Origin of the sequence: Rhizobium sp. 0TCS1.26, from assembly GCF_050455525.1 — a bacterium.
Lineage (GTDB): Bacteria > Pseudomonadota > Alphaproteobacteria > Rhizobiales > Rhizobiaceae > Neorhizobium.
Window position 1 is genome coordinate 15,111 of the sequence record NZ_JBCIYV010000006.1, and the last position, 23,212, is coordinate 38,322.

Here is a 23,212-nt window from a genome sequence, read left to right on the forward strand (position 1 = left end):
AAGTAAAGGAGACCAGAGATGCGCCACCAGAAAGCCGGCCGCAAGCTCAACCGCACCGCCAGCCACCGCAAGGCCATGTTTGCCAACATGGCAGCCTCGCTGATCACGCATGAGCAGATCGTAACCACCCTGCCGAAGGCGAAGGAAATTCGCCCGATCGTAGAAAAGCTGGTTACCCTCGGCAAGCGCGGCGACCTGCATGCTCGTCGTCAGGCGATCTCGCAGATCCAGGATCAGGATGCCGTCAAGAAGCTCTTCGACGCCATCGCGACCCGTTACGCAACCCGCAACGGCGGCTACCTTCGCATCATGAAGGCCGGCTACCGCCAGGGCGACAACGCCGCTCTCGCCGTCATCGAGTTCGTCGAGCGTGACGTCAACGCCAAGGGCGCAGCCGACAAGGCCCGCGTTGCTGCTGAAGCAGAAGCTGCCGAAGCCGCTTGAGGCATTTACCCGACGCGGGCCGCTTGAGCGGCTCGCTGAAGGCCGGAACGACAAAAGGCCGGAGGAGAAATCCTCCGGCCTTTTCTGCGTTCATGGTCAAAGCTTCGCTTGTCTGGCTGTTCAGTTGGGCCGCGGTTGAGCCACCCGACCGACCCCTTGCATTGCGGCTGCCTTCTTCTGACGTCGGCGCTCCATCAGCTTCGGCCTGATCACCCGGTAGCCGAGCAGCAGCGCGACGATGGCGATGTAGATTGCAGGCTCGAGCGTCAGGCTCTTGCGCGACAGGACGAAGTGCAGAAGCGCTGCCAGCACCAGGGGATAGGCGAGCTTGTGCAACTCGTTCCACCGGCTTCCGAGCCGTCGGATCGACCAACGGTTGGAGGTCAGCGCCATCGGGATCAGGATCAGCAGGCCGACCATGCCGAGCATGATGTAGGGCCGCTTGAGGATGTCGCCGGCGATCGAGGACAGCACCAGGCCGCGGTCGAGCGTCAGATAGACCGTGAAATGCGCCAGCACGTAGTAGAAGGCGAGGAGGCCGAGTGCCCGCCGATAGGCGATCAGATTGACCGAGAACAGGTCGCGGATCGGCGTCACCGTCAGGCCGAGACACAGGAAGCGCAGCGCCCAGATGCCCAGGCGATGCTCGAACTCGCGGACCGGATCCGCGCCCAGACCGCCATAGATGCCGAGGTAGAAGGCGTAGAGGCCGGGTAGCAGGCCGATGGCATAAAGCGCCCAGACGGAGGCGGGGCGGAACCGGGGTGGAAGGGAGAAGCCGGCCATCTCAGAACGACTTCTTCAGGTCCATGCCCGAATACAGGCTGGCGACCTGGTCGGCGTAGCCGTTGAAGGGAAGCGTATCCAGCCGGCGCCCGCCGAACAGGCCGTCGCCCTCTCCGATGCGACGCTCGGTCGCCTGGCTCCATCGCGGATGGTCGACCAGCGGATTGACGTTGGCGTAGAAACCGTATTCCTTCGGCGCCGACAGGTTCCAGGTGGACGGCGGCTCCTTCTCGGTGAGGGTGATCTTGACGATCGACTTGATCCCCTTGAAGCCGTATTTCCAGGGCACTACCAGCCGGATCGGCGCGCCGTTCTGGTTCGGCAGCGTTTCGCCATAGAGACCGGTCGCGAGGATGGCGAGCGGATTGCGTGCCTCGTCAAGCCTCAAGCCCTCCACATAGGGCCAATCGAGCGCCTGGAAGAAGCCTCCCTGGCCTGGCATTTCCTCCGGCCGGACGACGGTCTGGAAGGCGACGTATTTCGCCGAGCCCAGCGGCTCCACCCGGTCGAGAAGGGCGGAGATGGGAAAGCCGATCCACGGAATGACCATCGACCAGGCTTCGACGCAGCGCATCCGGTAGATGCGCTCCTCCATGGCGAATTCCTTCATCACCGTCTCGATGTCGATGACCTGCGGCTTGGCCACCAGTCCACCGACCTCGATCGTCCAGGGCCGCGGCTTGAACTCGCCGCTGTTCTGGGCGGGGTCCGCCTTGCCGACTCCGAATTCGTAGAAATTGTTGTAGGTCGTGACGTCCTTCTGTGGCGTCAGCTTGTCGTCGACCTTGTAGGATGTCGGCTTGCCGACGAGGGGTGCGGCCAAGGCGCTGCCAGCGCCCGAAAGCGCAAGGCCGGCTGCGGCGCCGGCCATGAAGGTCCGCCGGGACAGGTAGACCTGGTGGGGCGTGATCTCGGATGAAGCAATCGACGGCGGACGGTAGGCGGCCATGAACATCTCCTCGGCAGCTCGATGCGGCGTTTCCTCCTCTCATACGTAGAGAAAACCGCGGCGGTTTCACAGGCGGCGAAATCTTCTGGCGACCACTTTTGTGTGAAAGATCAGCGATACGGTCAATCTGCACCTGACCGAAGCAAAGCGGCTTGTTTCCTTGCACTGCCTCACCGTTGAACTCTCGGCAAGGGTTCACCATCTAGAGCCTGTCAGATTATCGCTCGGGGAGAAGCCGGATGGTCGCCAGAAGCTGGAATGATACGCAGGGTGCAGCGTTCGCGGATCAGATCGATCCTATCGAGCGGCTTCGGCGTCTGCGCCGTCTTGCAGGGATCGCCCGCGTGATGGATACGGCGATCCGTATTCCGGGCACGGGCATCCGGTTTGGCGCCGACTCGATCATGGGCCTTGTCCCGCTGGTCGGCGATGCAGGCGGCGCTATGGTTGGCCTCTATATCGTCAACGAAGCTCGGCGCCTCGGCATCCCGCCATCCAAGCTTGCGCAGATGGTCGGCAACATCGCACTGGACGGCGTCGTCGGCAGCGTACCGATGGTCGGCGACCTCTTCGATGTGTTCTTCAAGTCGCATCGTCGCAACCTGCAGATCATCCTCGATCACTTCGGCGTCCATCCCGACGAGTTGCACCAGCAGCGCTGACGCTGGATGCGACCGGCAAGCGAGGACAGTGGCCGCCCGCTTGCCAACCGTACCGCTTTGGCCTCTGCTGATAGTGACAGTTTTCGGTGTTTGGAGTAGGACTGCGGCCAAACCGGACAGTCCCTGCCGCGCCGATATGGAGGCAGTCCCGCTATCATACCGAGGATGACACCATGCCTGCTTACCGTTCCAGAACGACGACCCATGGCCGCAACATGGCCGGCGCCCGCGGTCTGTGGCGCGCCACCGGAATGAAGGACAGCGATTTCGGCAAGCCGATCATCGCCGTCGTCAATTCCTTCACACAGTTCGTGCCCGGCCATGTCCACCTGAAGGATCTCGGCCAACTGGTTGCCCGCGAGATCGAGGCGGCCGGCGGCGTGGCCAAGGAATTCAACACCATCGCCGTCGATGACGGTATCGCCATGGGCCATGACGGCATGCTCTATTCGCTGCCGTCGCGCGAGATCATCGCCGACTCGGTCGAGTACATGGTCAATGCCCACTGCGCCGATGCCATGGTCTGCATCTCCAACTGCGACAAGATCACGCCCGGCATGCTGAATGCCGCCATGCGTCTCAACATTCCTGCGGTCTTCGTCTCGGGCGGCCCGATGGAAGCCGGCAAGGTCGTCATGCACGGCAAGACGGTGGCCCTCGATCTCGTCGATGCAATGGTGGCCGCAGCCGACGACCGGATTTCCGATGAGGATGTCTCGGTTATCGAGCGTTCCGCCTGTCCCACCTGCGGCTCCTGCTCGGGCATGTTCACCGCCAACTCGATGAACTGCCTCACCGAAGCACTTGGCCTGTCGCTACCGGGCAACGGCTCGACGCTTGCAACCCATGGCGATCGCAAGCGCCTGTTCGTCGAGGCCGGCCACCTGATCGTCGATCTCGCCCGCCGCTATTACGAGCAGGAAGACGAAGGCGTCCTGCCGCGCTCGATCGCCACCAAGCAAGCCTTCGAGAACGCCATGACGCTCGACATCGCCATGGGCGGCTCGACGAATACGGTGCTGCACATCCTGGCGGCCGCCTATGAGGGCGGCGTCGACTTCACCATGGACGACATCGACCGACTGTCGCGCCGCGTGCCCTGCCTGTCGAAGGTCGCACCTGCCAAGCAGGACGTGCACATGGAAGACGTCCACCGCGCCGGCGGCATCATGCGCATCCTCGGCGAACTCGAACGCGGCGGATTGCTCAACACCGAGTGCAAGACCGTGCACGAGGCAACGCTGGGCGACGCCATCAACCGCTGGGACATCACCCGCACCAATTCGGAAAGTGTCCGGACCTTCTTCAAGGCAGCCCCCGGGGGCGTGCCCACCCAGGTCGCCTTTTCTCAGTCGTCCCGCTGGGACGAGCTGGACACTGACAGCGAAAACGGCGTCATCCGCTCGGTCGAGAAGCCGTTCTCCAAGGATGGCGGCCTGGCAGTTCTTTACGGCAACATCGCGCTCGACGGCTGCATCGTGAAGACCGCCGGCGTCGACGAATCGATCCTGAAGTTTTCTGGTCCGGCGCGCGTTTTCGAGAGCCAGGACGCGTCCGTGAAGGCGATCCTCAACAACGAAGTCAAGGCCGGTGACGTCGTGGTCATCCGCTATGAAGGCCCGAAGGGCGGTCCTGGCATGCAGGAAATGCTCTATCCGACGAGCTATCTGAAGTCGAAGGGTCTCGGCAAAGCCTGTGCGCTGGTGACTGACGGCCGCTTCTCCGGCGGCACATCGGGCCTGTCCATCGGCCATGCCTCGCCGGAAGCGGCACAGGGCGGCATGATCGGGCTGGTGCGCGAGGACGATCTGATCGAGATCGACATTCCCAACCGGACTATCCACCTGGCGGTTTCGGACGCGGAACTGGCATCGCGTCGTGCCGAACAGGACAAGCTCGGCTGGAAGCCGGCGGCACCGCGCAAGCGCAACGTGACGACCGCGCTCAAGGCCTATGCAGCCTTTGCCTCCAGCGCCGACAAGGGCGCAGTGCGGATCCTGCCGGAGTAACGGCTGGGCCAGAGGCAGGGGTCAGAAAAACCTCAGCCCCAAGGTTTCTCCAGGAGGGCGCTCTGCTATAGTGGCGTCAGCCGCCGCGGAGATTTCACGATGTCGGAATTAGGTCGCATCACGTTCGATCCGCAGATCTGTGCGGGTCGCCCGACAATCCGCAGGCTACGCCTCCGGGTCAAGGACGTCCTGGACTTGCTCGCTGCGGGAGCAAGCCACCAAGAGATACTTGAGGATCTCCCGCTTCTGGAGCCTCTGGACATCGTCGCGGTGCTTGAATATGCGGCGCGCCAGAATGATCATCCGGTGCTTCGGGTTGCGTGATGCGCTTTCTGGTGGATGCTCAGTTGCCGCCTGCGCTGGCTGAGTGGCTTCTGGACCGAGGTCATCAAGCTGAGCACGTCGTCGACTGCAATCTCCAGTCAGCGTCCGATCGCGTGATTTGGGAATTCGCTGAACGTGTGCGCGCAATCATCATTACGAAAGATGAAGACTTCGCACAGAGGCGTGCCGTCCTTGATGATGGTCCCACGATCATCTGGATCCGCCTGCGCAACAGCCGCCGCCGGGACATCCTGATCTGGTTCGATCAGGTCTTCCCCGCGATACTGGACGCATTGCAACGCGGCGAGACCCTGATCGAGATCGCCTAAATCGATACGGTAGTTTCAGAGCGGCTTGATCAAGCCCTTGTAGGCTTCCTCAAGCTCCTTCATGCGCGTCTCGTAGGCGGTGCGGATGCAGCTCGCATCGGCGTCGCAGGCCTGTCGCTTCTTCAGCCAGGCCAGTTGATCCTCACGCAGGACATCGCGGTTGCCCATCGGCATCAGGCCGGCCAGCAGATCGAAGGTGGTCACCATCTTCACGTCCAGGTCGTTCAGCGAAAGATCCTCGCAGATCGCCTTCTCGTCGGCGGCAAGGTCGCTTTTCTTGCAGTTGAAGCTGGCAGCATCAGCCGGTCGGGTGGCGATGCCGGTAGCCCCGAGGGCAAGGCCTGCGAGAAGGAGGCTGGTGTAAAGGCGCGTGGTCATCATGTCGGTCTCCGTGAACCCCGACTACGGGGCTGGAAGCGATTGGTTCCATGACCGGGCAATGTCGGGGGCGAAGCTCGGCTGGTGCCACTGTCTCGAAAGCCGGGCGGCGCGCGGAGGATTGCCGGGGATAGGCGAGGGGTCGCTTGGCAGGCGGGGCGATCGGCCCTATCTGTTCAACGACTGCTGCATGCTGGCGCCGTTGCCTTCCGTCATCCTTGCTGGAATGGCGGCTACCCTTTCCCGCATGCGGCACTACAAGTTCATGACGTGCAATCAATGAGGAATCACATGCCGAGCATGCCGAAAAGCGCCTCGATCACTCTCCTGGCGTTGACGATGCTGCTGCCGCTCCAGGCCGCCGCGCAGGACAAGGTGCTGCCGGAGAGCCGCACCGAGATGCAGCTGTCGTTTGCGCCGCTGGTCAAGCAGACCGCCGGCGCCGTCGTCAACGTCTATGCTGAGCGCGTCGTGCAGCGTCAGAACCCGTTTGCCGGCGACCCCTTCTTCGAGCAGTTCTTCGGCCAGCGCATGCCGAACCGCTCGGAAAAGCAGTCGTCGCTCGGCTCCGGCGTCATCTTGTCCCACAACGGTCTGGTGGTCACCAACAACCACGTCGTCCAGGGCGCGGACGATATCAAGATCGCCCTGCCGGACGGCCGCGAGTTTCCGTGCGAGGTCCTGCTGAAGGATGAGAGCGTCGATCTCGCCGTCTTGAAGATCAAGGCCAAGGAGGAGTTCCCGGTTCTCGGGCTCGCCAACTCCGATGCGGTCGAAGTCGGCGATCTGGTGCTCGCCATCGGCAATCCCTTCGGCGTCGGCCAGACGGTCACCAGCGGCATCGTCTCGGCGCTCGCCCGCAACCAGGTGAGCGATGGTGATGTGGGCTTCTTCATCCAGACCGATGCCTCGATCAATCCGGGTAATTCCGGCGGCGCGCTGATGAACATGAAGGGCGAGCTGATCGGCATCAACACGGCGATCTTCTCGCGCGGCGGCGGCTCGAACGGCATCGGCTTTGCCATTCCTGCCAACCTGGTGAAGGTGTTCCTCGCTGCTGCCGAAGAGGGCAAGCAGTCGTTCGAGCGTCCCTATGTCGGTGCCACCTTCCAGCCGGTGACGTCCGAAGTCGCCGAAGCGCTGGGCCTGAAGACGGCCCGGGGCGCGCTGATCGTCAGCGTCGTCGAGGGCGGGCCGATCGACAAGTCGGGCCTGAAGCCGGGAGAAGTCATCAGCGCGGTGAACGGCATTCCGGTCGAGCATCCGGATGCGCTCTGGTACCGCCTGACCACGGCCGGTCTTGGCCAGACCGTCACGCTGACGGCCCAGCAGAACGGCAGCAGCCGCGAGATCCAGATGACGCTGAGCTCCGCTCCGGAGACGGTGCCGCGTGACGAGCGCCTGATCGACGGACGCAATCCGTTTGCCGGCGTGCGCGTCGCCAACCTTTCGCCGCGCCTTGCAACCGAGCTGCGGCTGACGACCGACAAGACCGGCGTTGTCGTCACCGAAGTGGTGCGCAACTCGCCAGCGGCACGTCTCGGTTTCCAGGCGGGTGACATCCTGATTTCCGTCAATGGCGATCCCGTTCCCTCGACCAAGGGGCTGGAGGCTCTGGTGGAAGAGAACCCCGGCGTCTGGCGGGTCGAGATCGAGCGTGGCGGCAAGCGGATCCGCCAGTTCTTCCGATGAGCGAGGACCTCTTCGCGCCACGGATCCCGGAAGCGGTCGCCAATCGGCGGCCGCTTGCCGATCGGCTGCGTCCGACATCCTTGTCCGAGGTGACCGGCCAGCCGCACCTGACCGGCGAGGACGGCGTCCTGCGCCGGATGATCGGTTCAGGCTCGCTGGGCTCGATGATCTTCTGGGGACCGCCGGGGACCGGCAAGACGACCGTTGCGCGGCTGCTGTCGGGTGAGGCGGGTCTGGCCTTCGAGCAGATCTCGGCGATCTTCTCCGGTGTCGCAGATCTCAAGAAGGTGTTCGAGACGGCGCGCCTGCGCCGCATGGATGGACGGCAGACCCTGCTGTTCGTCGACGAGATCCATCGGTTCAACCGCGCCCAGCAGGACAGCTTCCTGCCGGTGATGGAAGACGGCACCGTGATCCTCGTCGGTGCCACGACCGAAAACCCCAGCTTCGAACTCAATGCCGCTCTTTTGTCACGCGCCCGCGTCCTGACGTTCCGGTCGCATGACGAGGAAAGCCTCACTGAACTGCTCCAACGTGCCGAACAGGTGGAGGAGAAACCACTCCCGTTGACCGAGGACGCACGGGCCATGCTGATCCGCATGGCGGATGGAGACGGACGCGCCGTGCTGACGCTTGCCGAGGAGGTTTGGCGTGCGGCCCGCGAGGGCGAGATCTTCGAAGGCGAGGGACTGACGCAGATCGTCCAGCGGCGCGCGCCGGTCTATGACAAGGCGCAGGACGGCCACTACAATCTGATCTCGGCGTTGCATAAATCGGTGCGCGGCTCCGATCCGGATGCGGCCCTCTACTATCTGGCGCGGATGTTCGATGCCGGCGAAGATCCGCTTTACCTGGGGCGGCGGCTGGTGCGCATGGCGGTCGAGGATATCGGGCTTGCCGATCCGCAGGCGTTGGTCGTCTGCAACGCCGCCAAGGATGCCTATGACTATCTCGGCTCGCCGGAGGGTGAGCTGGCGCTGGCGCAGGCCTGCGTCTACCTGGCGACCGCGCCGAAATCAAACGCCGTCTACATGGCCTTCAAGGCGGCGACGCGGGCGGCCAAGGAGCATGGTTCGCTGCTGCCGCCGAAACACATCCTCAACGCGCCGACCAAGCTGATGAAGGGCGAGGGGTACGGCGACGGCTACCGCTACGATCACGACGAGCCTGATGCCTTTTCCGGCCAGGACTATTTTCCGGAAAAGCTCGGGCGGCAGACCTTCTACGATCCCCCGGAACGCGGCTTCGAGCGCGATATCAGGAAGCGGCTCGACTGGTGGTCGAAGCTGCGGCGCGAGCGCGGCGGAAGCTGATCAGGATGCCTTCTGCTGCCGGGGCGCTGATGCCACGCCGGCCGCCGTCACCATCTTGACCGAGGATTCGGCCAGCCCGTGGTGCCCCTCGGCATCGACGAGCAGATGCCAGTGGCCGCTTTCCGGGATGACGATCTTCACCGGCGACTTCTTGGCGACGCCACCGACATACTTGAAGTCCAGCTTCTCGGTGAACCGCTTGAAATTCCCAGCCGTCATCAGCCGCACATTGTTCACGGCCGACAGCGTCACCTCGATCGTGGTTCCGGCGCGCAGTTCCTTGAGGTCGTAATGCGTGAATCGGAAGAGCGGTACCGACATGCGTTGCTCCATGGACAGGATTGGCGACAGGAGACCGTACGGCAACCTTCTTAACGAAATGTGGAACCAAGCGGCAGGTCGGTCGTTATTTAGGCGAAGCGAAGAGGGAAAGAGCTTTTCTTCCTCCCGCGATAAAAGGCGATGTTCCCCTGCAATCGCCGCACAACAAAACGTAAATGATCTCCAGTCAAGCTTGGCCCTCTACCGTCTCCCCTGCGGTAGAGGGCCTCTCCTTTTCTGCGGATCGCACTCTCCCACAAACAAGTCTAGAACGCCGTCGCCTGCCGCGTCCGTCGCCGCCGCAACCGGCGCTGCAGCGGCTGGTCGAGCCCGACGGTCAGCAGCCAGCTGATCAGCACCGTGGCGGTGATGAACGCGACACCTGCATAGGGAGCGATGGCGGGCTCGGTCATCGACGGCCACACCACCAGTGCCCAGTCGAGAAGCGGCACGTGCAGCACGTAGACCGCATAGGAGGCGGTGCCGAGGAAGCTTACGATCGCCGCGATGCGCGGGCCCGGAACGATGCTGCTCGCCGCATAGAGGAGTGCTGGCCAGACAAGCACCACCACCACCAGATCGAAGGGCGCCTTCATCGGCTTCGGTGTAGGAAAGGCCAGCACCGCCGCCACCACCAGCAGGCAGGCAATTGCCGCGACGGGACGGAACGTCATCGGCGTGCGGCGAAACCGGTAGATCAGCACGCCGACGAAGAACGAGAAGAACACCCGCGCCATGCCCGCATACATTTCGTGCCACCGGAACCCGGCATGCAGCCGGTCGAACTGGATGGCGGCAATCGCCAGGCCAATCAGGCTGATGGCGATGACGACGAGGATCTGCCGCAGCGACGCCCGCGCACCCTTCCAGGCATAGGCGAGGTTGGCGACCAGCTCGTTGAACAGCGACCAGGCCGGATGGACGAGGAACAGCGCGGCATTGAAGGATATGGTGACCGGCGAGGGGAGGAACAGCAGCCCGGTGACGATGCCTATCGCCAGCTCATGGCCGATCACGTACTGGCCGAAGAACACCGGCCGGCCGACGGCAAGGCTGTAGGCGTAGTAGGCGATGACCAGAGCCAGTGCCAGGGCGTAGAGCGGATAGAGCCGCAGCAGCCTGGCCTTCATGAAGGCGGCCGGCGTCATGGCTCCGTCCCGCAGGATCTGCCCGTAGGCATGCGCCAGCACGAAGCCGCTCAGCCCGAAGAACAGGTCGACGCCGAGATAGCTCGAGGGTAGCGCATCGCCCAGCAGCTCCTCGGTATGCCGCTGGATGATGAACACGGCGGCGATGCCGCGCAGCCCATCGAGGAGCACGAAGCGCTGCGGCTTGGGTCGGTTGGTCGGGGTCATCGGGGCTTTCGGTGGCAGAGGCAAGGAGGGGCGCACTGTAGGATCATCAGGCAGGCGAGGCGAGGCCGGAACAAGCCCGGCGACAAGAATGGCGCAGCCGCCGCACTTGTCGAGATGTGTCTGCCAATTCTGCCGCGCTTGTGATCCGGCATCCACACTTCACGGGCCGCTGACGCAGACTTGACGAAACCATCCACCGCCGGCCGGGTTGTTCCCGCTTCGGACGTTGCCCGGGAGCTGCCGGGGACAATCTTGGAGGAACCGATGCAACTCACCCGCCGCACCCTGCTTGCCGCAACCACCGTTACCGCCGCTGCCGCCACCTTCGCCAGCCCGCATATTGCCCGCGCCGCGCTGCCTATCGCCCAGCCCAAGCTGCCGTTTGGCGACGACGCGCTGGCCCCGAGCATTTCCGCCCGCACCGTCGGTCTGCACTATGGCAAGCACCACAAGGCCTATTTCGACAAGCTGAACCAGTTGGCCGCCGGCACCCGGTATGCCGACATGGATCTGGCCGGCATCGTCACGGCTTCGGCCAAGTCCGAGGCGGATGCGAAGATCTTCAACAACGCCGCGCAGGCCTGGAACCACGTTGCCTACTGGGACCAGTTCGTGCCCGGCGGACCGAACCGGCCGGAAGGCGAGCTCGGCGCGATGATCGGCGAAACCTTCGGCGGCTATGACGGCTTCGTTGATCGTGTCGTATCGGTCTCCGACGAGGTGTTCGGCACTGGCTGGGTGTGGCTGACCCGCAATGACGACAACCAGCTGGCGCTGATCGGCTACGAGGATGGCAACAACCCGGTCGCCGTCGGGCGCCCCGCCTATCTCGGCATCGACATCTGGGAGCATGCCTATTACCTCGACTACGAGAACCGCAAGCCGGAACACATCCGCGCCGTGCTCGACAAGCTGGTCAATTGGCGTGTCGTCGCCGATCGCATGGCCGTCTGACTGCATCGGCATGCACCGAGGTTCATGGTGACCGGCGCACAACGCCGGTTGTCGCTTGCGTCGCGCCTTATCGCAGATCGTCGGGCGGATACCGGCGATTGCGCCGCGGGCCGACGCGGACTAGAAGTGCCGGCCATGTATTCCCCTCTCTTGTCGATGTGTCGATCCCGCTGCGCCGCCCGTGCGGCAGCGCTTGTTGCCACCTGCCTGCTGGTCGCCGCCTTCTGCCTTCCCGCCCAAGGGCTCGCCGCCGATCCGGAGGCCGGGCGTCGCACCTTCCAGTCCTCCTGCGCCTCCTGCCATGCGGTGGCGAGCGCCAGCAACGGCTTCGGTCCGCATCTGAAGGGCGTCTTGGGTCGTCCGGCCGCCAGCCTGCCGGACTATGCCTATTCGCCGGCGATGGCCGATGCCGGCGAGAAGGGGCTGGTCTGGGACGAGCCGGCGCTGTCCGAATTCCTGTCCAGCCCGTCGAGCAAGGTGCCGGGCACCAAGATGCGCTTCTTCGGCTTCTGGACCCAGTCGAGCATCGACGACGTCATCGCCTACCTCAGGAACAACCCGTGATCTGTCGCGGTCGCGGCCCCTCCACCGTCAATTACAGGCCGTGAGCACTCGGGGCAAAACAAGGCAGGCTCTGCCACATTCGGTTAATCGAGTGTTTACGGATTCATGAAAATGAATGGCAGCTGGTGCGGGGGTTGCTCGTGCGATGAGGGGTCCGGGCCGGGCCGCATGATCGCTCCCGTGGTGTGGAAGCCGGATGTATCGCCTGCGCATCGCCGCATGCAGGCTGTGTATGGAGTTTGAGACATGACCATGAAGCGCTTTGCCCTGGCGATTGCCACCCTTTCCGCTGCGCCCCTGTTGGCGACTGCTGCCGGCGCAGCAGACCTGACCTCCGCTTACGAGGCCCCCACCTACAGCGAGCCGGCTGCCGCCTCGTCCGATTGGAACGGCGCCTATGTCGGCGTGCACGGCGGGCTTGCCTCGCCGAAGTTCAACCCGTTCGCCAGCGGCAAGGGCGTCGCGGCCGGTGCCCATGCCGGCTACAATGCCGATGTCGGCGGCGCCATCCTCGGCGGCGAAGTCGAAGCGTCCTACATGGGCGACACCGAAATCAAGGTGAACGGCGGCGAGCTGAAGGAACGTCACCGCCTGGCCGCCAAGGTCAAGGCCGGCGCACCTCTCGGCCAGACGCTCGTCTACGGCACGGCCGGTCTCGCCATGACCAACTTCCGCGACAATGACGGCGTATCCGGCCCGGATGGCTGGAAGCCCGGCTTCCTGGTCGGCGCCGGCGTCGAGCATAAGCTGACCGGCAACATTTCGGCGCGCGTCGAGTACAACTACACGGCCACCAACGAGGTCCGCAGCTTCTCCAACGGCATCGCCTCGGAAAAGGACCTGCACGACCACTCGGTCAAGGCCGGCCTGAACTACAAGTTCTAGTCGCCGGGCCTCCAGTCCCCGGTCTTAGAGACGAGCCCTCTCCCCGTGAACCGGGGTGGGGGCTTGTTGCGTTTCATGCTGTTCGCCGGCCACCGCTCGCTAGTAGGCAATAGGCAGTAGCCAGCAGGCAGTGGGCAGCAGGCATCCGGCAGTGGGCGCTCCCGCCCTGAGCCGTCATCCTCGGGCCTGTCCCGAGGATCTACTGCCGATCGCTCTGTCTTCGACGCCCAGGGATTTCGCCCTCATGGACGACACCGACCTTTCCCGTATCTGCGGTCGCGGATCCTCGGGACAGGCCCGAGGATGACGGAGTGTGTGGTGCGGGCTGTGCCAGACGAGCGGTTGAGGAGACGCGCAGCCGTTGTCGCGACGCAACCCGGCACCTTGGCTTGACGCGCCTGCCCGCGCATCTCTGACGCTATCCAGTGCGTTCGCCAGCATCACGCCATCAGCGGACGCATCACCGCAATAGTCGCCTCCTCCAGGGGACGTGGGAGTTCGGAGCAGCTCTCGCTCTCTGACCCGTCATCCTGTGGTCGAAGAACACTGCTCACCGTCGCCCGTGGACTGGCATCCTGCCCTGAGCCGTCATCCTCGGGCCTGTCCCGAGGATCTACTGCCGATCGCTCTGCCTTCGACGCCCACGGATTTCGCTCCCACGGACGACACCGACCTTTCCAGTATCTGCGGTCGCGGATCCTCGGGACAGGCCCGAGGATGACGGAGGTTGTGGTGCGGGCTGTGCCAGACGAGCGGGTGACGAGACGCGCGACCGATGTCGCGACGCAACCCGGCAACTCGGGCTACCGGGCACGCACGCGCATCGCTCAGACGGATGGCTACCGGCTATGCAACCGGCACGTCCTTGTCTAACGATGTCGGGGGGCAGGATCATCTCGGGAGGAGACCCATGAGCAGGATCGACCAAAAGATTGTCGTCGTCACCGGCGGCAGCCAAGGGCTGGGCGCCGCCATCGCCTTGCAATTTGCGCAAGCCGGTGCCGGCGGCATCGTCATCGTTGGCCGCGACCTGGAGAAGGGCCGGGCAGTAGCGGCCCGCATCACCGAGGCGACCGGCGTGCGCGTGGAATGCGTCGCCGCCGAGCTTGCCGATATCGAGGCGGTGCGCAGCATCATCCCGGCCGCCGATCGCCTGTTCGGCCGCGTCGATATCCTGGTCAATGCGGCAGGCCTCACCGATCGCGGCAATATCCTCACCACCACGCCCGAGCTGTTCGACCGGATGTTTGCGGTCAATACGCGGGCGCCGTTCTTCCTCATCCAGGACGCGGTAAAGCTGATGATCCGCGACGGCATCGAGGGGCGGATCGTCAATATCGGCTCGATGTCGAGCCTTGCCGGGCAGCCGTTTCTGGCGCCCTATTCGGCCTCTAAGGGGGCGCTCGCCACCGTCACCCGCAATTCAGCCTTCGCGCTGATGCGCCACCGCATCCACGTCAACCAGTTGGACATCGGCTGGATGAATTCCGACCACGAGCGCCAGCTTATCCTGTCGGAGACCGGCGACCCCGATTTCATCGACCGGAAGGCGGCGGCAAAACCCTTCGGCCGCATCCTCGATCCGAAAGAGGTGGCGCGCACCGTGCTGTGGATGGCATCGGATGAAAGCGGCATGATGACCGGCGCCGTCATCCCCTTCGACCAGTCCGTCTATGGCGGCTACGACGACGCGCCGGTGCCGGCGGATAGGCTGGAGGGGTAGCACACGGCCGCGCTCGTTCGGCGTCGGACGGTTGATCTCGGTGAGGACGGCGCATGCTATAGATGCGCGATCCGCCTCTCCACAACTGCCAAACGCAGGTTGACCTCCTCTGCGAGGCGAAAGGCGTGCGACGCATCCCGCAGCGCGGTCAGGACATCGTTGTACTGGCCGACGATATCGATTTGATTGTTCTTGAGGTCGCGCGCCCGATCATCCAGCAAGCGCTCCGTTTCCTCGAAACGTCCAGATACCGCGTCAAGCCTTGCCGACGTCTCGCTGTGCTGACGCAAGGCAAGCTCGTGCAAGCCATTCATTTTTCGATTGAGCTTGCTGATCTCGGTTTCCACTGCGCTGAATTTGTCGATCGCGGCTTCCACCATGCCCAGGGTGCGCTTCTGGCCACTGAACATGGCTTCCATCGATGCCAGCAGTTTGCCTTGTTCGCTATCGCTCATGGCAACTCATTCTCTCTTTGGGATCAGTATGGCATCATGACCTGCCGAGAACAAGAAATGCGCCGCATCTTGCGCAGTCGTGGGAAGGACGCAACACGAGGTCGCCGTTGCATTTCTCTGCAGCACTTCTCGATAGCGCCCTAGCCGTGCCATCGGGCTTGGTGGCACACGCCGTCTGGTCGGGCACGGAGCGTCCCTGTTCCCAATCGCGCAGGGTGCTGAGCGGGGATCTGGTAACGGGCGGCAAACTCTTCCTGCGTCAGGCCAAAGGCCGGCGGATGACCTTGACCTGCGGCATCCGGCGGGCCGCGCAACTGTTCCTGCGTCATCGGCGGGTTGTCGGGATCGGCAAGCGCATTGGCTTCCGCTTCCTCGTCGGTCATTGCGTCGACGCGCTTCCATTCTGAAGTCTGAGGTCACACAACCGGTTGAAGTCATTGCTGCTCATTCCATCAATGATCTGCGTCGCGCAGAAATAGCCGCTCGTACTCCGATGGAAATTTTCGCTCTTTCTCAATTATATTGAGCTTGCCAGATCTTAGGAGATAGGTCAGCGGAGTATGGCTAAGGCGCCGACACTCGGTGCAGAAAATCTGATCGCGCAAGTAAAAGTCGGCGGAGAAGGCTTTGCGTATCTTGGCGTTTCCTTCAACGCACCATTCACACTTGAAAAAGCCTTTGAGGGCAACATTCATATAACGGGAAAGAGAATCTAGCCTACCCTCGTAGATATTCGTGTAAATTCCTGAAGCTCTCACCAGAATTTCATTGGTACTTTTCTCACTTACAGCCAAATATCTAGAAAACATGTATAGAACAATTTGCAGTATAAAGAAAATTATAACAGGCAGAGAATCGTACGCGCTGAAATTTTCGTCCCCGTATTGGTTCGAAAAAATGCGATTAATATCTAATTTTGGAGTGAGAAGTGAAGGGTGATGACTAGTAATTAGATGGGTTGCTTGCTGCATGCGGATCTGCAGACCGTTTGGCATGTTTTTATTAAAAATTATATCATTGATCAATGCGCCAGAAAAAGGGGACTGAATTGGAAGCTTTGAGATGGCCGATTCGAACAGTTCTACCCGCTTAGATGCGTCGATGTTCGTGATTTGCTTTTGTTGCAATGAGCCGTCGGCAAAGGAACTGATAAAATCGTCATCATTGGCAGCTAGTCGCGCTAAGATTATCAAATTTTCACTAAAAGGCTTTCGCAAAAGAGAAAATGCAACGTTAAATTTTCTCTTCTCCAAGGCCCTCAGCGCCTCGTAAACAAAGTGAAGAGTATCGGAAAGTACTGCTGACAATATGTCAATCTTCATGGGAATGCTTATGATCCCCCCGGCCTCGGCTATGGCGATCAGCACATTGTCCGGGTGTATTGCATCCGGAATGCCTTGAAGCGCGTCTGAAACAGCTTCATTCCAGTCGTCGATTTGGCCGCAATGTGAGGCCTCAACAAGAAGTCTAGCTATTTGATCGTGCAGCCAAAAGCAGAACTCATGCCGTGGAATAACGCTCCGCGGCATGAGTTGAAGTCTCTCATCGGGGATAATCCCTAGAGGACCAATTGGCATCTCAGCTGCAGCCGCTGGTCGCGCCGCACGTGTCGCACTTCTCACAAGTCCCGTTCCGCACCATCGTGAAATTCTGGCACTCGGAGCACATGTTGCCGGTGTAGCCCTGCATGATCGACTTCATGCGGCGGTCGGCTTCCTTCTTCTTGGCTTCCGTCTTGGCGGCGGCGGCGTCTGCCTCGGCCTTGTCGGAGAAGAGGGCGGTGGCCGCCTGCTGGCCTTCGTCGGCGATCGTCTCGTCGGCAATCTCTTCCGTCAGTTCCTTGGCGCGCTCCTCGTAGTCGCGCTTGAAGGAGACGACTTCCGAAGTCGAGATGGCCAGTGTCGTTTCCAGCTTGCGGGCAGCCGAGCCGGCAAACGAGGTGACGTTGGTCGATGAGGCCCGGGCAGGGGCGGCGGTGGCCGATCCCTTCGGCTCGCCGGAGGCCAGGCGGTCGGAACCGCCCGAGACCAGCGTCGGCTTGTAGCCGCGCGTCCAGCCGGTGGAGACGAGGTTGGTCTTGCCTTCCTCGATGCCCTTGCCGAGTGCGGTCTGCGAGAAGTCCGACGTGTCCACATGCGCCAGATCATGGCGGCTGAGGTAGGAGACGGCGAGCTCGCGGAACACGTAGTCGAGGATCGACGTGGCGTTCTTGATCGCGTCGTTGCCGGTGACGATGCCGGCCGGTTCGAACTTGGTGAAGGTGAAGGCCTCCACGTATTCTTCGAGCGGCACGCCGTACTGGAGACCCAGCGAGATAGCGATGGCAAAGTTGTTCATCATCGCCCGGAAGGCGGCACCTTCCTTGTGCATGTCGATGAAGATCTCGCCGATCCGGCCATCGCCGAATTCGCCGGTGCGCAGATATACCTTGTGGCCGCCGACATTGGCCTTCTGGGTATAGCCCTGGCGGCGGTTCGGCAGCTTTTCACGCTCGCGCGTGACGCGCTCCACCACCCGCTCGATGATCTTCTCGGTGATCGTGACCGCCTGGGCGGCCGCCGGCTGCTGGATCAGATCCTCCAGCGCATCCTCGTCGTCCTCGTCCTCGATCAGCGAGGCATTGAGCGGCTGGGAGAGCTTGGAGCCATCGCGGTAGAGCGCATTGGCCTTCAGCGCCAGCTTCCAGGACAGCATGTAGGCAGCGCCACAATCCTCGACGGTCGCCTCGTTCGGCATGTTGATCGTCTTGGAGATGGCGCCCGAGATGAACGGCTGGGCGGCCGCCATCATGCGGATGTGGCTTTCCACCGACAGGTAGCGCTTGCCGATCTTGCCGCACGGATTGGCGCAATCGAAAACCGCCAGATGCTCAGACTTCAGGAAGGGCGCGCCTTCCAGCGTCATCGCACCGCAGACGTGGATGTTGGCAGCCTCGATGTCCTTCTTCGAGAAGCCGATATGCTCCAGAAGGTTGAAGCTCATGTCGGCGAGCTGCGCGTCGGAAACCTTCAGCGTGTCCTTCAGGAAGTCGATGCCCAAAGTCCACTGGTTGAACACGAACTTGATGTCGAAGGCGGCCTTCGTCGCACCGTTGATCGCCTCGATCTTGTCGTCGGTAAAGCCCTTGGCGCGCAGCGAACCGGGGTTGATGCCGGGTGCCTGGTTGATGTTGCCGTGGCCGACGGCATAGGCCTCGATCTCGGCCAGCTGGCTTTCCGAGTAGCCCAGCGTGCGCAAGGCTTCCGGAACGGCGCCGTTGATGATCTTGAAGTAGCCGCCGCCGGCGAGCTTCTTGAACTTCACCAGGGCGAAGTCGGGCTCGATGCCGGTTGTGTCGCAGTCCATGACGAGACCGATCGTGCCGGTCGGCGCGATCACGGTCGTCTGGGCGTTGCGGTAGCCATGCTTTTCGCCGAGCTCCAGCGCCTTGTCCCAGGCAGCCTTGGCATGGGCGACGAGATCCTGGTCCGGGTTGTCGGCATCGATCAGCGGCACCGGGTTGACCGACAGGCCTTCATAACCGGTCTGTTCACCGTAGGCGGCGCGGCGATGGTTGCGGATGACGCGCAGCATGTTGTCGCGGTTCGGCGCAAAGCCCGGGAAGGGGCCGAGTTCCGAGGCCATCTCGGCAGATGTGGCGTAGGAGACGCCGGTCATGATCGCCGTCAGCGAGCCGGCGATGGCGCGGCCTTCAGTCGAGTCGTAGGGGATGCCGGACGACATCAGCAGACCGCCGATATTGGCGTAGCCGAGGCCGAGCGTGCGGTATTCGTAGGAGCGCTCGGCAATCTGGCGCGACGGGAACTGCGCCATCATGACCGAGACTTCGAGCACGACGGTCCACAGGCGCACCGCATGTTCGTAATCGGCGATGTCGATGTTCTTGGTCGTCGCGTCCTTGAACCGCAGAAGGTTCAGCGAGGCGAGGTTGCAGGCCGTGTCGTCGAGGAACATGTATTCCGAGCACGGGTTCGAAGCGCGGATAGGACCTGCGGCAGGTGACGTGTGCCAGTCGTTCATCGTCGTGTTGAAGTGCAGGCCCGGATCGGCAGACGCCCAGGCGGCGTAGGAGATCTTTTCCCACAGGTCGCGCGCCTTCAGCGTCTTCATCACCTTGCCGTCCTTGCGGGCGGTGAGGTTCCAGTCGCCATCGTTCTCGACGGCGCGCAGGAAGTCATCCTTCAGCGAGACGGAGTTGTTGGAGTTCTGGCCGGAGACCGTCAGATAGGCTTCCGAATCCCAGTCCGTGTCATAGGTCTTGAACTCCATGTCCTTGTAGCCCTGGCGGGCGAACTGGATGACGCGCTTGACGTAGTTTTCCGGAACCTGGTCCTTCTTGGCAGCCTTGATCTCACGCTTCAGGGCAGGATTCTGGTTCGGATCGTAGCAGGCCTCGTTGTCGCCTTCGCAGTTGACGCAGGCCTTCATGATCGCCTTCAGGTGCTGGGCGACGATCTTCGAACCGGTGACGAGGGCGGCAACCTTCTGCTCTTCCTTCACCTTCCAGTCGATATAGGCTTCGATATCCGGGTGATCGATGTCGACGACGACCATCTTGGCGGCACGACGCGTGGTGCCACCTGACTTGATGGCGCCGGCAGCCCGGTCACCGATCTTCAGGAACGACATGAGGCCGGACGAGCGGCCGCCGCCCGACAGCTTTTCGCCTTCGCCGCGCAGATAGGAGAAGTTGGAGCCGGTGCCGGAGCCGTATTTGAACAGGCGCGCCTCGCGCACCCAGAGATCCATGATGCCGCCTTCGTTGACCAGATCGTCCTCGACGGACTGGATGAAGCAGGCATGCGGCTGCGGGTGCTCATAGGCCGACTTCGATTTCGTCAGCTTGCCGGTGAAGGGGTCGACGTAGAAGTGGCCCTGGCCGGGACCATCGATGCCATAGGCCCAGTGCAGGCCGGTGTTGAACCACTGCGGCGAGTTCGGGGCGACGCGCTGGGTGGCCAGCATGTAGGCGAGTTCGTCCTTGAAGGCGGCCGCATCTTCTTCCGAGGTGAAGTACTTGCCCTTCCAGCCCCAGTAGGTCCAGGTTCCGGCGAGACGGTCGAACACCTGGCGGGCGTCGGTCTCCGAGCCGTACTGCTCTTCCTTCGGCAGGTTCTTCATTGCCTCGAGGTCGGCAACCGAACGCCAGAGGAACGACGGCACGTCGTTTTCCTCGACCTTCTTCAGCATCTTCGGGACGCCGGCCTTGCGGAAATACTTCTGCGCCAGAACGTCGGTTGCCACCTGGCTGAACTGCGTCGGCACATCGATGTCGGCAAGCCGGAAGACGATCGAACCGTCGGGATTGCGGATCTCGCTCACCGCCTTGCGGAATTCGATCTCCCCATAGGCACCTGTCTCAGGCCTGGTGAAACGACGTTCGATGCGCATTGCCTTATCCCTCGTCAGTTCGGCGCCGCGTTTCGGGCGCACGTGTCCGTCCGGCCGCTCGCCATCATGGGCAGCCGGTAAAAATTCCATCATCCGTGAATCATCTTGGATGTCTAACTGTATCTTGTGACGGATGGTGCCTGCAAACACTAAATATGGTATTAACAGTTTCTTTGCGCCAGTGCCAATCACAGTTTAAGCGACTTCCGCCAGGCACGCGACCGCGATTGCAGAAACGGGTGTAAAGCCGCCTAAGCACGTCGTCAGTCTGTCCATTCTGAAAGAGAACCGGCCTCGTATCTCCGGTCCAGTCGCCGCCGCAACATGAAATCCAATCTCGTTCGAATGCGTGATTCCGTCAAGGCATAGATCGCAATCATCTCTTAACCACAAGATATTGTGGGTCTGCCCTGTGGAAAACGGGGACAGGCGAATCACTCAAGAAACTCAATGGCTTGCCGGAAGAGGCTGGTGAGGGAGGGAAGAAACCGGGTTCGGCCGAGATGGCGGTGACCGAAGCTACGACCGGTTGTAAAATCCGATACTTCGCCCACTTTTTTAACTTTCGATCCTTAGAAGGTGTGGACGAGCGGCTGGCCTGTCGATCCATGCGGGCCAGCGGTGGCTGCCCGTCGCATGAGATCCCTTTGGTCGGAGTCCGTACCGTGAGCATCAAGAATCTATCCATTTTAAAGAAGGTCAGCCTTGTCGTCGTGCTCATGGGCGCGGCGGCGGCCGCAATTGCCGCGGTCGGTGCACAAGGTCTGTTTTCCCTGGGGTCAGCGCTGAAGGATACCGGCGCCCGCGAGGAGGTGGCTCGCGAAGCCATGGACCTGCGCGTTGACGTCATCGCCATCAGCCGCATGACCTATCAGCTGGCATTCGCACCGGAAAAGGCCGCAGATTTTGCCGCCGAGACCGAGAAGCGCGCCAAGGAAATGCTGGAGCGCCTGCCCAAGATCGCCGCCACGGCCGATGCCGAGGAAGCCAAGCAGCTGGCCGACATCCGCACCAGCCTCGGGTCATACTTCGACAGCATCCGCGCCATGGTGAAGATCGCCGGCAGTGACGCCGGCAAAGATCCAAAGGTCATGGCCGATGCGCTGTCCAAGGCGCTCGACGGCCAGAAGGCGGTCACCGCCGCCGTCAAGGTCTACAGCACCTACTCCGCCAACACGCTGTCCAATTCGCGCGCCTATGCCATCGGCGAATCGCAGTTCACCGTCATGGTGCTCGGCATCACCGCCGCGGTCTGCATCGCAGCCGGCGTCGCCCTCAGCCTGTTGATCGCCCGCCGCGGCATCGCCGGCCCGATCCGCCGCATGACCGGCGTCATGAGCGAGATGGCCAAGGGCCGCACCGATCGTGAAGTCACCGACACCGACCGCCTCGACGAGATCGGCGAGATGGCCCGGGCGCTGGAGATCTTCCGCGCCAACGAAATCCACATGCGCCAGATGGAAGCCCAGGAACAGGCTCTGAACCGTCAGAGCAAGGACCTGCAGGTCTCGATCAGCGGCATCGTCGCCGCCGCTGCCGCCGGCGACTTCAGCCAGCGCATCGAGAAGAGCTACGAAGATCAGGACCTTGAGCGCTTTGCCTCGAGCGTCAACGAACTGGTGGAGAGCGTCGACCGCGGCATCACCGAAGTCCGCCGCGTCGTCGCAGCGCTCGCCGAGCAGGACCTGACGCAGGACATGCGCGGCCAGTTCCAGGGCGCCTTTGCCGAACTGCAGCAGAACGTCAACGCCACCATGGGCACGCTGCGTGCGACGATGGAAAACGTGCGCGGCGCTGCCGGCACGATCTCCGACAATTCCGGCGAACTCTCGTCGGCCTCCAACCAGCTGGCCCGCCGCACCGAGCAGCAGGCCGCATCGCTGGAAGAGACCGCCGCAGCGCTCGAAGAGATCACCTCGACGGTGCGCATGTCGACCGACCGCGCCAATGAAGCGACGCGGATGGTTACGGAAACCAAGCAGAGCACCGGCCGTTCAGGCGGCATCGTCCGCGACGCCATCGACGCCATGGGCCGCATCGAGCAGTCTTCGCAGAAGATCAGCCAGATCATCTCAGTGATCGACGAGATCGCCTTCCAGACCAACCTGCTGGCGCTGAACGCCGGCGTCGAGGCAGCCCGCGCCGGTGAAGCCGGACGTGGTTTCGCCGTCGTCGCCCAGGAAGTCCGCGAACTTGCCCAGCGCTCGGCCAATGCCGCCAAGGAGATCAAGACGCTCATCCACACCTCTGCGGAAGAGGTGAAGGGTGGCGTGACGCTCGTCCTGTCGACCGGCGAAGCGCTGAAGGAGATCGAGGACCTCGTCAACCGCGTCAACGACCACGTGGCATCGATCGCCCGCGCCGCCGGCGAACAGGCCGCGGCACTCGGCGAGATCAATACCTCGGTCAACCATATGGACCAGATGACGCAGCAGAACGCGGCGATGGTGGAAGAGACGACGGCGGCAAGCCAGGTGCTTGCTTCGGAAAGCCGCCAGCTCACCGAGATCCTCGCTAAGTTCCGCCTCAACGGCTCGGCTGGTGCCCAGCAGGGGTACCGCGCCGCCGCCTGAGCGACCGAACACCGAGCTTGAAAAGGCGCCGGAGCGATCCGGCGCCTTTTTCGTATGCGGTATCCAGGGGCGCGTCGGTGGTGGACCTTGGCTGGCAGCCGTGCA

General features: G+C 62.6%; 20 protein-coding genes and 1 pseudogene. 12 read left to right on the forward strand and 9 right to left on the reverse strand.

Translation table 11 applies throughout. The annotated features are described in order from the left end of the window. Positions 1-18 precede the first annotated feature (18 nt). Positions 19-444: a 50S ribosomal protein L17 gene (rplQ, locus tag AAIH46_RS20800; protein ID WP_430307979.1), complete on the forward strand. Its 426-nt coding sequence runs from the start codon at positions 19-21 to the stop codon at positions 442-444. Positions 445-564: 120 nt separating this feature from the next. On the opposite strand, the gene msrQ is transcribed toward rplQ, so the two are convergent. Both msrQ and msrP read right to left on the reverse strand, forming a co-directional pair. Then, positions 565-1,230 (reverse strand): protein-methionine-sulfoxide reductase heme-binding subunit MsrQ, encoded by a 666-nt coding sequence (gene msrQ / locus AAIH46_RS20805; RefSeq protein ID WP_430307980.1) that lies wholly within the window; start codon positions 1,228-1,230, stop codon positions 565-567. A 1-nt stretch (position 1,231) separates the two neighbouring features. Continuing rightward, on the reverse strand, positions 1,232-2,179 hold the full coding sequence (gene msrP, locus AAIH46_RS20810; RefSeq protein WP_430307981.1) for a protein-methionine-sulfoxide reductase catalytic subunit MsrP: 948 nt from the start codon (positions 2,177-2,179) through the stop codon (positions 1,232-1,234). Between the two features lie 239 nt (positions 2,180-2,418). Between msrP and AAIH46_RS20815 the strand changes: the two genes are divergently transcribed. The 4 genes from AAIH46_RS20815 to AAIH46_RS20830 all read left to right on the forward strand — a co-directional run bounded on the left by AAIH46_RS20815 (position 2,419) and on the right by AAIH46_RS20830 (position 5,503). Further along, complete coding sequence (locus AAIH46_RS20815; RefSeq protein WP_430307982.1) at positions 2,419-2,841, forward strand: DUF4112 domain-containing protein; 423 nt, start codon at positions 2,419-2,421, stop codon at positions 2,839-2,841. Positions 2,842-3,014: 173 nt separating this feature from the next. Further along, complete coding sequence (gene ilvD, locus AAIH46_RS20820) at positions 3,015-4,850, forward strand: dihydroxy-acid dehydratase (protein ID WP_430307983.1); 1,836 nt, start codon at positions 3,015-3,017, stop codon at positions 4,848-4,850. A gap of 99 nt (positions 4,851-4,949) precedes the next feature. Next, positions 4,950-5,174, forward strand: a complete 225-nt coding sequence (locus AAIH46_RS20825; protein WP_430307984.1) for a DUF433 domain-containing protein — start codon at positions 4,950-4,952, stop codon at positions 5,172-5,174. Next, entirely contained in the window at positions 5,174-5,503 is a 330-nt protein-coding gene (locus AAIH46_RS20830) for a DUF5615 family PIN-like protein (RefSeq protein ID WP_430307985.1), read from the forward strand. The genes AAIH46_RS20825 and AAIH46_RS20830 overlap by 1 nt, the downstream gene beginning before the upstream one ends. Positions 5,504-5,518: 15 nt before the next feature. Here the strand turns inward: AAIH46_RS20830 and AAIH46_RS20835 are convergent, their stop codons facing one another. Continuing rightward, a complete protein-coding gene (locus AAIH46_RS20835; RefSeq protein WP_430307986.1) occupies positions 5,519-5,884 on the reverse strand; it encodes a lysozyme inhibitor LprI family protein in 366 nt (121 codons plus the stop codon). A 288-nt stretch (positions 5,885-6,172) separates the two neighbouring features. Between AAIH46_RS20835 and AAIH46_RS20840 the strand changes: the two genes are divergently transcribed. Both AAIH46_RS20840 and AAIH46_RS20845 read left to right on the forward strand, forming a co-directional pair. Continuing rightward, positions 6,173-7,573, forward strand: a complete 1,401-nt coding sequence (locus tag AAIH46_RS20840; RefSeq protein ID WP_430307987.1) for a DegQ family serine endoprotease — start codon at positions 6,173-6,175, stop codon at positions 7,571-7,573. Next, positions 7,570-8,886, forward strand: coding sequence for a replication-associated recombination protein A (locus AAIH46_RS20845; protein ID WP_430307988.1), 1,317 nt, complete (start codon positions 7,570-7,572; stop codon positions 8,884-8,886). Before AAIH46_RS20840 ends, AAIH46_RS20845 begins: the two co-directional genes overlap by 4 nt. On the opposite strand, the gene AAIH46_RS20850 is transcribed toward AAIH46_RS20845, so the two are convergent. After that, positions 8,887-9,207 (reverse strand): DUF1883 domain-containing protein, encoded by a 321-nt coding sequence (locus AAIH46_RS20850; RefSeq protein ID WP_430307989.1) that lies wholly within the window; start codon positions 9,205-9,207, stop codon positions 8,887-8,889. Between the two features lie 266 nt (positions 9,208-9,473). Then, complete coding sequence (locus AAIH46_RS20855) at positions 9,474-10,562, reverse strand: acyltransferase family protein (protein ID WP_430307990.1); 1,089 nt, start codon at positions 10,560-10,562, stop codon at positions 9,474-9,476. 264 nt (positions 10,563-10,826) lie between these two features. Here AAIH46_RS20855 and AAIH46_RS20860 point away from each other — a divergent pair, with 264 nt between their 5' ends. From AAIH46_RS20860 to AAIH46_RS20875, 4 genes are all read left to right on the forward strand, one after another. Further along, positions 10,827-11,516, forward strand: coding sequence for a superoxide dismutase (locus AAIH46_RS20860; protein ID WP_430307991.1), 690 nt, complete (start codon positions 10,827-10,829; stop codon positions 11,514-11,516). Between the two features lie 135 nt (positions 11,517-11,651). Continuing rightward, positions 11,652-12,080: a c-type cytochrome gene (locus AAIH46_RS20865; RefSeq protein WP_430307992.1), complete on the forward strand. Its 429-nt coding sequence runs from the start codon at positions 11,652-11,654 to the stop codon at positions 12,078-12,080. 246 nt (positions 12,081-12,326) lie between these two features. Beyond that, a complete protein-coding gene (locus tag AAIH46_RS20870; protein ID WP_430307993.1) occupies positions 12,327-12,965 on the forward strand; it encodes an outer membrane protein in 639 nt (212 codons plus the stop codon). A gap of 910 nt (positions 12,966-13,875) precedes the next feature. Then, a complete protein-coding gene (locus AAIH46_RS20875; RefSeq protein WP_430307994.1) occupies positions 13,876-14,688 on the forward strand; it encodes an SDR family oxidoreductase in 813 nt (270 codons plus the stop codon). Between the two features lie 56 nt (positions 14,689-14,744). On the opposite strand, the gene AAIH46_RS20880 is transcribed toward AAIH46_RS20875, so the two are convergent. The 4 genes and pseudogenes from AAIH46_RS20880 to AAIH46_RS20895 all read right to left on the reverse strand — a co-directional run bounded on the left by AAIH46_RS20880 (position 14,745) and on the right by AAIH46_RS20895 (position 20,534). After that, positions 14,745-15,143 carry a hypothetical protein gene (locus tag AAIH46_RS20880; protein WP_430307995.1) on the reverse strand — a complete coding sequence of 133 codons (399 nt, stop codon included), beginning with the start codon at positions 15,141-15,143 and terminating at the stop codon, positions 14,745-14,747. A gap of 34 nt (positions 15,144-15,177) precedes the next feature. Continuing rightward, a pseudogene (locus AAIH46_RS20885) lies at positions 15,178-15,526 on the reverse strand (helix-turn-helix domain-containing protein). A 69-nt stretch (positions 15,527-15,595) separates the two neighbouring features. Continuing rightward, the gene (locus AAIH46_RS20890) at positions 15,596-16,765 is read right to left on the reverse strand and encodes a hypothetical protein (RefSeq protein WP_430307996.1); all 1,170 of its coding nucleotides are present in this window, start codon (positions 16,763-16,765) and stop codon (positions 15,596-15,598) included. Next, positions 16,722-20,534, reverse strand: a complete 3,813-nt coding sequence (locus tag AAIH46_RS20895) for a vitamin B12-dependent ribonucleotide reductase (protein ID WP_430307997.1) — start codon at positions 20,532-20,534, stop codon at positions 16,722-16,724. Before AAIH46_RS20895 ends, AAIH46_RS20890 begins: the two co-directional genes overlap by 44 nt. Positions 20,535-21,199: 665 nt before the next feature. Between AAIH46_RS20895 and AAIH46_RS20900 the strand changes: the two genes are divergently transcribed. Then, a complete protein-coding gene (locus AAIH46_RS20900; protein WP_430307998.1) occupies positions 21,200-23,107 on the forward strand; it encodes a methyl-accepting chemotaxis protein in 1,908 nt (635 codons plus the stop codon). Positions 23,108-23,212: the final 105 nt, after the last annotated feature.

Coding starts and splice junctions, on each gene's coding strand:
- AAIH46_RS20865 (WP_430307992.1), top strand. CDS start 11,652: ATGTATTCCCCTCTCTTGTCGATGTGTCGATCCCGCTGCGCCGCCCGT.
- AAIH46_RS20875 (WP_430307994.1), top strand. CDS start 13,876: ATGAGCAGGATCGACCAAAAGATTGTCGTCGTCACCGGCGGCAGCCAA.
- AAIH46_RS20815 (WP_430307982.1), top strand. CDS start 2,419: ATGGTCGCCAGAAGCTGGAATGATACGCAGGGTGCAGCGTTCGCGGAT.
- AAIH46_RS20895 (WP_430307997.1), bottom strand. CDS start 20,534: ATGCGCATCGAACGTCGTTTCACCAGGCCTGAGACAGGTGCCTATGGG.
- AAIH46_RS20860 (WP_430307991.1), top strand. CDS start 10,827: ATGCAACTCACCCGCCGCACCCTGCTTGCCGCAACCACCGTTACCGCC.
- AAIH46_RS20850 (WP_430307989.1), bottom strand. CDS start 9,207: ATGTCGGTACCGCTCTTCCGATTCACGCATTACGACCTCAAGGAACTG.
- AAIH46_RS20835 (WP_430307986.1), bottom strand. CDS start 5,884: ATGATGACCACGCGCCTTTACACCAGCCTCCTTCTCGCAGGCCTTGCC.
- rplQ (WP_430307979.1), top strand. CDS start 19: ATGCGCCACCAGAAAGCCGGCCGCAAGCTCAACCGCACCGCCAGCCAC.
- AAIH46_RS20855 (WP_430307990.1), bottom strand. CDS start 10,562: ATGACCCCGACCAACCGACCCAAGCCGCAGCGCTTCGTGCTCCTCGAT.
- AAIH46_RS20870 (WP_430307993.1), top strand. CDS start 12,327: ATGACCATGAAGCGCTTTGCCCTGGCGATTGCCACCCTTTCCGCTGCG.
- msrP (WP_430307981.1), bottom strand. CDS start 2,179: ATGGCCGCCTACCGTCCGCCGTCGATTGCTTCATCCGAGATCACGCCC.
- AAIH46_RS20880 (WP_430307995.1), bottom strand. CDS start 15,143: ATGAGCGATAGCGAACAAGGCAAACTGCTGGCATCGATGGAAGCCATG.
- msrQ (WP_430307980.1), bottom strand. CDS start 1,230: ATGGCCGGCTTCTCCCTTCCACCCCGGTTCCGCCCCGCCTCCGTCTGG.
- AAIH46_RS20830 (WP_430307985.1), top strand. CDS start 5,174: ATGCGCTTTCTGGTGGATGCTCAGTTGCCGCCTGCGCTGGCTGAGTGG.
- AAIH46_RS20845 (WP_430307988.1), top strand. CDS start 7,570: ATGAGCGAGGACCTCTTCGCGCCACGGATCCCGGAAGCGGTCGCCAAT.
- ilvD (WP_430307983.1), top strand. CDS start 3,015: ATGCCTGCTTACCGTTCCAGAACGACGACCCATGGCCGCAACATGGCC.
- AAIH46_RS20825 (WP_430307984.1), top strand. CDS start 4,950: ATGTCGGAATTAGGTCGCATCACGTTCGATCCGCAGATCTGTGCGGGT.
- AAIH46_RS20840 (WP_430307987.1), top strand. CDS start 6,173: ATGCCGAGCATGCCGAAAAGCGCCTCGATCACTCTCCTGGCGTTGACG.